Annotated in this window: 11 protein-coding genes; 1 reads left to right on the forward strand and 10 read right to left on the reverse strand. The window is 69.2% G+C overall.

Going from position 1 to position 11,335, the window contains the following annotated elements; genetic code table 11:
* Positions 1-54 precede the first annotated feature (54 nt).
* The 4 genes from CDO52_RS25470 to msrA form a co-directional block, all read right to left on the reverse strand.
* Positions 55-843: a GNAT family N-acetyltransferase gene (locus CDO52_RS25470; protein WP_017618601.1), complete on the reverse strand. Its 789-nt coding sequence runs from the start codon at positions 841-843 to the stop codon at positions 55-57.
* Positions 844-939: 96 nt separating this feature from the next.
* Entirely contained in the window at positions 940-1,308 is a 369-nt protein-coding gene (locus tag CDO52_RS25475) for a VOC family protein (RefSeq protein ID WP_026125792.1), read from the reverse strand.
* A 106-nt stretch (positions 1,309-1,414) separates the two neighbouring features.
* Positions 1,415-1,810 (reverse strand): VOC family protein, encoded by a 396-nt coding sequence (locus CDO52_RS25480; protein WP_017618599.1) that lies wholly within the window; start codon positions 1,808-1,810, stop codon positions 1,415-1,417.
* 156 nt (positions 1,811-1,966) lie between these two features.
* Positions 1,967-2,632, reverse strand: a complete 666-nt coding sequence (msrA, locus tag CDO52_RS25485) for a peptide-methionine (S)-S-oxide reductase MsrA (protein ID WP_017618598.1) — start codon at positions 2,630-2,632, stop codon at positions 1,967-1,969.
* Positions 2,633-2,864: 232 nt separating this feature from the next.
* Between msrA and rarD the strand changes: the two genes are divergently transcribed.
* Positions 2,865-3,845 carry an EamA family transporter RarD gene (gene rarD / locus CDO52_RS25490; RefSeq protein ID WP_051060730.1) on the forward strand — a complete coding sequence of 327 codons (981 nt, stop codon included), beginning with the start codon at positions 2,865-2,867 and terminating at the stop codon, positions 3,843-3,845.
* Between the two features lie 5 nt (positions 3,846-3,850).
* Here rarD and CDO52_RS25495 read toward each other — a convergent pair whose 3' ends face one another.
* From CDO52_RS25495 to nuoK, 6 genes are all read right to left on the reverse strand, one after another.
* Positions 3,851-4,441, reverse strand: a complete 591-nt coding sequence (locus tag CDO52_RS25495; RefSeq protein WP_094932756.1) for a PRC-barrel domain-containing protein — start codon at positions 4,439-4,441, stop codon at positions 3,851-3,853.
* A gap of 266 nt (positions 4,442-4,707) precedes the next feature.
* Positions 4,708-5,712, reverse strand: coding sequence for a polyprenyl synthetase family protein (locus CDO52_RS25500; protein ID WP_017618595.1), 1,005 nt, complete (start codon positions 5,710-5,712; stop codon positions 4,708-4,710).
* A 135-nt stretch (positions 5,713-5,847) separates the two neighbouring features.
* The gene (nuoN, locus tag CDO52_RS25505; protein ID WP_026125790.1) at positions 5,848-7,506 is read right to left on the reverse strand and encodes an NADH-quinone oxidoreductase subunit NuoN; all 1,659 of its coding nucleotides are present in this window, start codon (positions 7,504-7,506) and stop codon (positions 5,848-5,850) included.
* Between the two features lie 8 nt (positions 7,507-7,514).
* On the reverse strand, positions 7,515-9,080 hold the full coding sequence (locus CDO52_RS25510) for an NADH-quinone oxidoreductase subunit M (protein ID WP_017618593.1): 1,566 nt from the start codon (positions 9,078-9,080) through the stop codon (positions 7,515-7,517).
* Complete coding sequence (gene nuoL / locus CDO52_RS25515; protein WP_083919855.1) at positions 9,081-10,961, reverse strand: NADH-quinone oxidoreductase subunit L; 1,881 nt, start codon at positions 10,959-10,961, stop codon at positions 9,081-9,083. It lies immediately after the preceding gene.
* Positions 10,962-11,035: 74 nt separating this feature from the next.
* Positions 11,036-11,335, reverse strand: coding sequence for an NADH-quinone oxidoreductase subunit NuoK (gene nuoK, locus CDO52_RS25520; RefSeq protein ID WP_017618591.1), 300 nt, complete (start codon positions 11,333-11,335; stop codon positions 11,036-11,038).

Genomic DNA, 11,335 nt, shown 5'->3' on the forward strand with positions numbered 1-11,335 from the left:
CGCGTAGCGAGTGCGCACGCGGGCCGTCGTCGTGAGTCCAGAGGCCGAGCCTGGTCAGTCGGTGCCGAGGCGCCTGTGTGGCGGCGCGGCCGCGCGCCTCTGTCGGGGCTCCCAGGTGGACCAGGCCGCCACGGAGAACTCGGTGAATCCCAGGGATCGGTACAGCGGCACCCCCGCGTCCGTGGCCGTCAGGACGATCTCCCGGCCGGGGGACGCGCCCACGACCGCGTTCATCAATGCGCGACCGACCCCCGTCGACCGGTACTCCGGCAGAGTGGTCAGCCAATAGATCCCGACCGCCACGCCATCGTCGCAGCTGACACATGCCCCCGCTGGCCTCCCATCACGATGCGCCGACCAGACACGGAGGCCGGGACGCTCGATCAGCTTCGGAGGCAGGTGTCCGCCGGGACGTCCGGGCGTCGGGTCGCGTACCGGGAAGCCGTCGATGATGATCCGTTCCGCCCCGGTCAGTTCCTCGGCATCCCGCACCGGTTCCACCCGAACCAGGGGCGACGAGCCGTGGTCGATCACGTCCTCCGCCCGCGCTCCCATGACAGGCATGTTCTGGAACGCATCCGGCGCGCCGCCGTTGCCGTTCGGCCGCAGCGCGCCGAAGGGGTCCTCCAGGAGCACGGCCTCACGATCGGGCGCCGCGAGCAGCCGTTCCCACCAGTCCCCCGCCTCCCACATGGCCCGCCGCACGACCACCTTGATGGTTCGCCGCACGGGAAGCCGAAAGATCGCGACTCCTGGCGGCGCGTCGAGCTCGTCGGAGTCCCCCGGCCCCATACTCCGCCACAGGTGCACGGCATTGTCCGCGTACAGTTCCGTTCCCAGCATGCTTCAGGCTCCCAAACCACCGAGACGCCCACCAGACGCCAGGAACGGCACGGAGTTGAGGGGTCCTGCAGCGAGATCGACTCAAGAGACCACCCGTCACGCGGGAGCGTGGCATACGGCTTCGACGTTGTTGCCGTCCGGGTCACGGACGAACGCGCCGAAGTAGTCGGGGTGGTACTGCGGCCACTCGCGCGGCGCGTGCAGGATCTCGGTCCCCAGTTCGACGGCGGCGTCGTGGAACGCGGTGACGGCGGCACGGTCGTCCGCGGCGAAGGCCACGTGCGTCTCGCGCGGCACGCCCTCGTTCGTGACCGGCCCGAGCCAGAAGGTCGGCCGCGTCGTGCCGAAGCCGACGAAATCGCCGAACTCCAGCAGCCGCCGCGCGCCCAAAGGCGCGAGGAGCGTTTCGTAAAAGGAGGCGCTGGCCTGCACGTTCGCCACTTGTAGAGATATGTGGTCGATCACGCGCCCCAGTATTCTCCTGGGAACCGACAATCTCGGCGAACGATGGTCCGGCGTGCCGCCACGGCCGCCGCCCCGCCCCTCGCCTGTTGCGGGGATTTCCGCGCGGTTAGGACGCGGCCCCCATCTCCTGCACGAGGAAGAACTCGTTGCCAGAGGGGTCGGTGAACCAGGTGGCCTTGTCGCCCCAGGGCATCATCTCCGGCGCCTGCTTGAAGTTGACGCCCTTCTCCGTCAGCGCGGCGTACTCGGCGTCGATGTCATCAGTGGTCACCGAGATGCCACACCCCTTGGACCGGCCGGGCCCCGGGGCCTGCTCGTTGTAGACCTCCGGCTGCCCGAGCACCACAGCGGTCTCCGCTCCGCGCGGCGCCACGGTCAGCCAGCGCATCTCGCCCATGGTGTTGTCCTGCCGCTTCTCCCAGCCGAGGGTGTCAACGTAGAAGCGCAGGGCCTCTTCCTGGTCGGCGACGATGACCGTGGTGGAGTGCAGTTTCTGCATCATGGGGCAAACCTAGGCTCCGCCTGTGACAGTTTCCTGCCCTCCTCGCCCAAATTTGCGCGGGCTTTGCGCAGACGCGTGCCGGACGTGCGACAGGAACGGAAGACTCGGCGCTGCGATTCTTCGCGTACTCGGCCGTAACCGAACACAGAAGGGAGCTCACTCCCCCGTTCGGGCGACGCCCACAGGGCAGGATTCGCCGGTGCCTCCTACCCCGCAATAGCCATGCGGGTTCTTGGTGTCGCTCAGGTACTGCTGGTGATATACCTCAGCGAAATAGAACTCGCCCGCCGGAAGGATCTCGGTGGTGATCGCGCCGTAGCCCCCCTGGGTGAGGATCGGCTGGAAGGCGTCGCGGGTAGATTCGGCGGCGGCCTTTTGCGTGTCGTCGTGGTACAGGATCGCCGAGCGGTACTGGGTGCCCACGTCGTTGCCCTGGCGCATGCCCTGGGTGGGGTCGTGGTTCTCCCAGAAGACCCTGAGGAGGTCGGTGTAGGAGATCTTCTCCGGGTCGAAGACCACGCGGACGGCTTCGGTGTGGCCGGTGCGGCCGGTGCAGACCTCGTCGTAGGTGGGGTTGCGGGTGTAGCCCCCGGCGTAGCCGACGGCCGTGGTGATGATGCCGTTCTCGGCGCCGAGTTGCCAGAACCTGCGTTCGGCGCCCCAGAAGCAGCCCATGCCGAAGTCGGCGATCGCGCTGCCCTCCGGGTAAGGCGGGGTCAGCGGCGTGCCCAGGACCTCGTGGGGCGGCAGCGCGGGGGTCGGAGCGTCGCGGCCGGGAAGTGCCTGGGCCCGGTCGACCATGGTGGATTTCTGCCCGAACATGCGTCCAGCCTAGCCGTTCTGTCCGGTTCGCCGGTGAAGCGCGAGACGGGCCGCGGTGCGCGTATCCCCGTGCCGGAACGCCGCCACAGGCCGGCACTCGAGGTTTTCCGATCGCTTCAAAGATCGTGTAAGAAGAATTAACTATTCATCCGATGACCATTCCAATAATCTGAAACGCGTGTCGGACTCCAATTCCCCTAACGGCGTGCTCCTCGGAGCCAGCGCCTACCTCATGTGGGGCATCTCCACCCTCTACTGGCCGCTGCTCGACGCCGCCGGACCCGTGGAGATCCTCGCCCACCGGATGGTCTGGGCGCTGCTCGCCGTCGCGGTCATCCTTGCCGCGCGCGGGCAGTGGGGCGGGCTCGTCGCCGCGCTCCGTGACCCGCGCAAGATCCTGATTCTCGCCGGAGCGGCCCTCGTCATCTCGGTCAACTGGGGCGTCTTCATCTACACCGTGAACTCGGGGCAGACCTCGCAGGCCGCGCTCGGCTACTTCATCAACCCGCTGGTCAGCATCGTGTTCGGGGTGATCATCTTCTCCGAGCGGCTGCGCCGCGCCCAGTGGGTCGCCGTGGCGCTGGGCGTGCTCGCGGTGGCCGTCCTCACCTACGCCTACGGCGCCGTTCCGTGGATGTCGCTCTCCGTCGCGTTCTCCTTCGCCACCTACGGTGTGCTGAAGAAGCTCGTGCGTCTCGACGGTCTGGACAGTCTGGCCATCGAGACGCTGCTGATGTTCCTGCCCGCACTCGGCTACCTGCTCTACCTGGGGCACGCGGGGACAGGGACGTTCACCAGCGTCTCCACCACGCACACGCTCCTGCTCATCGGCGCCGGAACCGTCACCGCCCTGCCCCTGCTCTGCTTCGGCATGGCGGCACGCCGCATCCCGCTCAGCACTATCGGCCTGCTCCAGTTCATGGTGCCGATCATGCAGTTCCTCTTCGCCTGGCTGGTCTTCGACGAGGAGCTCCCCCTCAGCCGCTGGCTCGGGTTCGGCATCGTGTGGGCGGCGCTGGTGGTGTTCGCCGTCGACATGCTGCGCAACACCACGCCCCGTCCGGCGCGGACGGCCGTCGCCGAACCGCCTCCCGACGATTCGCCCGCTGCCGACCTACGCCCGGCGGGAGGCGGTGCTGCCGACGGTGGCGCCGAACGCGGGCGGATCGGCGCGGCCACCCAGGAGGCGGCGGGTGGTCCCGTGCCGCCGTAGCCGCGTCACGCGGCGTCCCCGCCCTGCGGCCCTGGGTCGTAGCCGGGATAGGACACCCTCCGGACGTTGGGCGTTTGCTGGTAGCCGCGGCGCTGGGGCACCCCAGCACGGGGCGGCTCCGGGTAGCTGTGGCACGCCGTCTCCCCAGCTCGCGGCGGCTCCGGGAAGCCGCGGCACGCCGCCTCCCCGCCGTGGTAGTCGGCGCTCGGCCCCGCGTCCGGGCGGCGGGCGTGTTTGCCCTGCGGCTTCCAGCCCGACTCGGACGCCCGGGGGTCGGGCACTGCCGGGTCGAGCCCGTAGTGGCGGTAGACGACGTCCTCCTGCCGCATGGAGATGTGCTGGTTGACCTGGAAGCTCGGGGCCTGTTTGATCATGGCCTTCGTGTAGGGCACCTGAAGGCCGTCATCGACCGCCTGAGCCCCCCTCAGCGGGACAAAGTTCTCCCGCGTGCCGAACAGCCCGGAGCGGACCGTCACCCATTTCGGCACATCGGTCTGATCGTCGAAGAACACCTGGCCGATCTTGCCGACGCTGTTACCGTCCCGGTCCAGCAACCGGTGCCCGATGAGGTTCCGAATTCCAAGCTGTGCTTGCACGGCGGTTCGCTCCCTCCATATCGCCTACCCCGAACATCCCCGCGCGGCGTCCGCGTCCGCGCAGCTCACAGCGCCATCACGGGATCACCAGTGTGCAGTGCGCGGGTTCCCCGCCCCCTTGCCCGCCATGCCGGTCTTACCTCGCCGATACCAATTTCAGGACATCGCGTTAACCGCCCTGATCTGCGAACGAACAAGAAAAACGGCCCGCATCCCCCTCACGGGGGTGCGGGCCGTTCTCGCTCAGGGGCCGCCGCGGCCGCCGATCAGCCGGTGCGCGCCACCACGTAGTCGCACAGCGCCTCGAACGCGTCGCGCGGCGGGCCGGCGGGCAGGGTGGCGAGTTCGGCGCGCGCCTTGTCCGCCCAGGCCGCGAGGTCGGCGCGGGCCGCGTCCATCGCCGGGTGAGCGCGCAGCAGGGTCAGCGCCTCCTCTGTCTCGGCGTCGTCCAGCTCGCGTCCGAGCAGCTCGCGCAGGCGCATGTCGGCCGGGTCGGTGCTGCGCCGCACGTAGAACATCGGCAGGGTCAGTACCCCCTCGCGGAGGTCGGTGCCGGGAACCTTGCCGGACTCCGCGGTCTCACTGGCGACGTCGAGGATGTCGTCGGAGAGCTGGAACGCCATGCCCAGCGCCTCACACGCGCGGGCGATCGTCTCCTGGACCTTGGGGTCGGCTTTGCCGAACATCGCGCCGATCTCCGCCGAGGAGGCGATCAGCGAGGCCGTCTTGTCAGCGATGACCTGCAGGTAGTGATCCATCGGGTCGACGCCGTCACGCGGCCCCGAGGTCTCCAGGACCTGTCCCTGGACGAGCCGCGCGAAGGTCTGCGCCTGCATCCGTACGGCGTCCGTGCCCAGATCGGCGAGCATCAGCGAGGCCTGCGCGAACACGTAGTCGCCAGTCAGGATGGCGATGGTGTTGCCCCAGCGCTGATTGGCGCTGGGCTCGCCGCGGCGCAGCTCGGCCTCGTCCATCACGTCGTCGTGGTACAACGTAGCGACATGGGTGAGCTCGACCACGGCGGCGGCCTTGACGAGGTCGGACGAGGTCGGATCGCCGAAACGGGCCGCGAGCAGGACCAGGGTGGCGCGGAACCGCTTGCCGCCCGCCGCCAGGAGGTGCGTCGCGGCCTCGTACAGCATCGGGTCGCTGGAGGCGACCGACTCCCGCAGCACCTCCTCGACCTGTTCCAGACCTTCCTGGACCTCCCGGGCGAGGGTCGCGTCGATCGACGGCAGAGCGAGGAAACCGCTCGGGACAGCACCGCTCACCAGAAAGCTCCACATGTCAACAGGCGCGCGATACCCAAACGGACGTATCGCGCGCTCTCGGGATGAACATAAACCGGATAGCCAAGTTATCCGACGGGGGTTGCACAGCCAAAGCCACCCACCGAGTGCCCGCGGCTACCGAGCGAACCCGTCGACCTGCGCTACGGCCTGCACCGCTGTGCCCGTGTCAGCCCCCTCCCGCGGGTAGAGGTGATTGAGCAGCGGCGTCGGATAGACACCGAGCAGAAGGGTGGCCGCGACGCCGATGGTGATGGCCGAGCCGGTGAACGCCCCGGCGCGGATCACCGTCGGGCCTTCGGCGGCCGGTTCGGCGAAGAACATCAGCACGATGATGCGGACGTAGAAGAACGCGGTCACGGCGCTGCTGAGCACACCCACGACCACCAGCGGGGTGGCTCCGCCCGCCATCGCCGCCTGGAAGACCGCGAACTTTCCGATGAACCCGCTGGTCAGCGGGATACCGGCGAAGGCCAGCAGGAACAGCCCGAGCGACCCGGCCAGCAGCGGCGCGGTGCGGCCGAGCCCGGCCCACTGCGTCAGCTCCCCGGCCTCGGGGCCGTTCTCGTGCGTGCGCACCAGGGTCACGACGGCGAAGGCGCCGATCGTGGTGAACCCGTAGGCGGCGAGGTAGAACATCGCGCCCGCCATGCCCTCGGAGCTGGCCGCCACGACGGCGGTGAGCACGAACCCGGCGTGCACCACCGAGGAGTAGGCCAGCAGCCGCTTGATGTCCCGCTGCGTCACCGCGATGACCGCGGCCAGCACCATCGTGAGGATCGCAACGATCCACAGCATCGGACGCCACTGCTCCACCGAGGCGCCGAAGGCCACGAGGAACACGCGCAGCAGCGCGCCGAACGCCGCGACGAGGGTGCACGACGCCATCAGCGCGGTGATGGGGGTCGGGGCGCCCTGGTAGACGTCGGGCTTCCAGTTGTGGAACGGGACCGCGCCGACCTTGAAGAACAGCCCCACCCCGATCAGCGCGATGCCGACCAGCAGCAGCGGCTGCGCGGCCTCCGGATTGGCGAACACCTCGGCGCCGCCCGCCTCGATCGCCGCGTGCACCTCGGCGAAGTTCACCGCGCCCGCGTACCCGTACACCAGCGCGATGCCGAACAGGAAGAACGCCGAGGAGAAAGCGCCGAGCAGGAAGTACTTGACCGCCGCCTCCTGGGAGAACAGCCGACGCGTACGCGCCAGGCCACACATCAGGTAGAGCGGGAGGCTCATCACCTCCAGCGCCACGAACAGGGTGAGGAAGTCGTTGGCCGCCGTGAAGAGCATCATGCCCAGCAGTGCGATCAGCACCAGCGGGTAGACCTCGGTGTGCCGCGACCCGGCGAGGATGTGCCCGCGCTCCTCCTCACTGCCGGGGACCGCCGCCGCCTGCGCGGCGAACGCCGTCTCCGCGTGCCGGTTCTCGGCGATGAGCAGCAGGCTGATGAAGGCCAGCACCAGGATGGTGCCCTGCAGGAACAGGGAGACGCGGTCGATGGCCACGCTGCCCAGCGCCACCGTCGTCCCGGCCTCCCCGGCCGGAATCCCGCCGATCAGCAGCACGGAGAGCGCGAAGGCGCCGAGGACCGAGGCCATGGTCAGGGTGAGCTGGATGGGGCGGCGCCGCTCCTTGGGGGCGAACGCCTCCACCAGCACGCCGATCACCGCCGCGGCGAAGATCACCAGCATCGGGGAGAGCTGCCAGTAGTCGATTTTCGGCGCCTCATCGGTGATGACCGGTGCGGCGAGGACCGCAGCGGGCGCCGAGACCATCGGGGCGATCACTCGTCGGCTCCTTCCTGCCCGCCGGCCGCCTCACCGGCGGCGTCGAGCGCCGGTGCGGGGTCGGTGGCGTCGATCTGTTGCATGGTCTGCTCCACGGCGGGGTTGATGGCGTCCAGCAGCGGCTGGGGGTAGAGGCCGAAGAGCACGATGAGCGCGATGAGCGGACCGACCACCCACACCTCGCGGTGGGACAGATCGGGAAGGCGGCCGAGCGATGCGGGCAGCGGGCCGGTCATGGTCCGCTGGTACATCCACAGGATGTAGAGGGCGGCCAGCACCGTCCCGGCGGTGGCGATGATCGCCGGAACCGGGTGGAACATGAACGCGCCGATGAACACGAGGAACTCGCTGACGAACGGGGCCAGCCCCGGCAGCGAGAGCCCGGCCAGGCCCGCCACCAGGAACGTCCCGGCCAGCAGCGGGGCCGTGGTACGGACCCCCTGGTAGTCGGCGATGGCCGAGGAGCCCCGCCGCGCGATCAGGAACCCGACGACCAGGAAGAGCGCGCCGGTGGCGAAGCCGTGGTTGACCATGTACAGCGCCGCGCCGGACTGCCCCTGGGTGGTCATCGCGAAGATGCCCAGGGTGATGAACCCGAAGTGGGAGATCGAGGTGTAGGCGATCAGCCGCATCATGTCGCTCTGCGCCACCGCGAGGATCGCACCGTAGACGATGCTGACCAGGCTGAGCGCCACCACAGGCCAGACGAACCACGCGGCCGCGCCGGGGAACAGCTCCAGGCAGTAGCGCAGCATGCCGTAGGTGCCGACCTTGTCGAGCACGCCGACCAGCAGCACCGCGGTGCCCGGCCGGGAGGACCCCGCGGCGGACGGCAGCCAGGTGTGCACCGGCCACATGGGCGCCTTAATCGCGAAGGCGATGAAGAACCCGAGGAACAGCCAGCGGGCCACGGTGGTGTCGACCCCGGCCAGCGCGCTGCCCGGCGCGACCAGGTCGCTCCACAGGAAGGTGCCGCCGTAGACGGCGACGCCGATCACCGCGACCAGCATCAGCAGCCCGCCCAGCAGGCTGTAGAGCAGGAACTTGATCGCCGCGCGGCGGCGGTCCTCGCCGCGGCCGTAGCGCCCGATCATGAAGTAGACCGGGATGAGCATGGCCTCGAAGAAGACGTAGAAGAGGAAGACGTCGGTGGCGGCGAAGACCCCGATCATCATCGCTTCCAGGAGCAGGATCAGCGCGAAGTAGCCCTTGCCCCCGTCGTCCACAGTGCTGGCGTCGTTCTCCTTCCAGGCCGCCAACACCACCAGCGGAACCAGCAGCACCGACATCAGGATGAGCACGAGCGCGATGCCGTCGACTCCCACCGCGTAGCTGACCCCGAACTGCGGGATCCACGCGTGGACCTCGGTGAACTGCAGCCGCTGCGTGCTCGCCACGTCGAACCGGGCGGCCATGGCGACGACGAGCAGCAGCGTGCCGAGCGTGACGCCGAGCGCCACCCGTTTGGCGGTCTCGATCCGCTCGCGCGGCATCAGCGCGATGGCCAGGCCGCCCAGGGCGGGCAGCGCGATGGCCAGGGTGAGCCAGGGGATATCGGTCATTTAGATCCTCACAGCCAGCGTTGCGACGACGATCGCGGCTCCGAAGAGCATCGTCAGCGCGTAGGTGCGGGCGAACCCGGTCTGTGTGGTGCGCAGCTCTCGCGAGGTGTCGCGCACACTGGTGCCGACGCCGTTGACCAGGCCGTCGACCACCGCCCTGTCGAAGATGTCCATTCCGGCGGCCAGGACCCGCCCCGGCCGCATGAACAGCCCCTCGTTGATGGCGTTGCCGTAGAGCTCGTTGCGCGCGGCCACGACCACGAGGTTGCCGCGCGGCGCGACCACCGGCACCGGCGCCGAGACGTAGCGCCACCACGCCACGGCGACACCGGCGACCAGCACGGCGAGCGCGATCAGCGAGTAGGGGCCGGTCAGCATGTGGACGAAGTCGAAGTGGTGCACCTCGGCGCCCACGGCCGGGGCGAGGAACTCGGCGAAGGTGTTGCCGAAGACGAGCAGCCCGCCCAGCGCCACCGACCCGACGGCCAGCACGATCATCGGCCCGGTCATGGAGGTGGGCGACTCGTGCGGGTGGGCGTCGTCGGCCCAGCGCTTCTCCCCCAGGAACGTCATGAACATGATCCGCGACATGTAGAACGCGGTCAGCCCGGCGCCGAGCAGGGTGGCCGTGCCGAGCAGCTGTCCGGCGACACCGGGGAAGGAGAAGGCGGCCTGGATGATGCCCTCCTTGGTCCACCACCCCGACAGCAGCGGGACCCCGATGATGGCGAGGTACCCGAGCCCGAACGTCGCGAAGGTGATCGGCATGTAGGTGCGCAGCCCGCCGTAGCGGCGCATGTCGACCTCGTCGTTCATGCCGTGCATGACCGACCCGGCACCGAGGAACAGCCCGGCCTTGAAGAAGCCGTGCGTCATGAGGTGGGCGATCGCCGCGGCGTAGCCGATCGGGCCGAGGCCCGCCGCCAGCGTCATGTAACCGATCTGGCTCATGGTGGACCCGGCCAGCGCCTTCTTGATGTCGTCCTTGGCGGACCCGATGACGGCACCGGCGAGCAGCGTGGCGGCGCCGACGATGGCGACGGCCAGCTGCGCGGTCGGCGCGGCCTCGAAGATCGGCCCGGAGCGCACGATCAGGTAGACACCGGCGGTCACCATGGTCGCGGCGTGGATGAGCGCGGAGACGGGGGTCGGGCCCTCCATGGCGTCCAGCAGCCAGGACTGCAGCGGCAGCTGGGCGGACTTGCCGCACGCGGCCAGCAGCAGGAGCAGCCCGACCGCGGTGAGCACGCCCTGCCCGGCACCGTCCACGGCCCCGAGCACGTCGCCGAACGCGACCGTGCCGAACGTGGAGAACATCAGCATGACCCCGATGAGCAGCCCGAGGTCGCCGACACGGTTGACCAGGAACGCCTTCTTGGCGGCCACGGCCGCCGCGGGTTTGTGCTGCCAGAACCCGATGAGCAGGTAGGACGCCAGACCCACGCCCTCCCAGCCGAGGAACAGCAGCGCGTAGTTGTCGGCGAGGACCAGCACCAGCATGGCCGCGACGAACAGGTTGAGGTAGGCGAAGAAGAGTCGCCGGTCGTCGTCGTGGGCCATGTAGCCCACCGAGTAGATGTGGATGAGGGAGCCGACGCCGGTGACGAGCAGCGCGAAGCTGATCGACAGTGGGTCGACCAGAAGCGTCACGTCCGCGCTGAACCGCCCCGCTTCGAACCACGTGTACACGGGGACGGAGACGCTGCGGTCGAGGGGCGCCATCCCCAGGAGCTCGACGAGGGCGAGCACGGCCCACACGAAGGCCGCGAGCGGCAGCGCGACGGCGAGCCAGTGGCCCCAGCCGTTGGTGCGCCGCCCGCCCAGGAGCAGGATGGCCGCTCCCAGCAGGGGCAGGGCGATGAGCAGCCAGGCGTTGGACATGATCGCCCCGCTGGCGTCCGTTGTGACCACCGGTTCGGCGGCGAGGAAGAGGTCGGACACAGCCACGTCGCCTTCTAGTTCTTGAGCAGGTTGGCGTCATCGACCGATGCCGACCTGCGGGTCCTGAAGATCTGCATGATGATGGCCAGCCCAACGACGACCTCGGCCGCGGCCACGACCATCACGAAGAACGCGATGACCTGGCCACCGATGTCGCCGTGCAGCCGCGCGAACGCGACCAGCGCCAGGTTGCAGGCGTTGAGCATGAGCTCGACGCACATGAAGACGATGATCGCGTTGCGCCGCACCAGTACCCCGACAGCGCCGATCGTGAAGACGATCGCCGCGAGGGCGATGTAGTTCATCGGGTCCAC

Origin of the sequence: Nocardiopsis gilva YIM 90087 (assembly GCF_002263495.1) — a bacterium.
In the GTDB taxonomy this organism is placed as follows: Bacteria; Actinomycetota; Actinomycetes; order Streptosporangiales; family Streptosporangiaceae; genus Nocardiopsis_C; species Nocardiopsis_C gilva.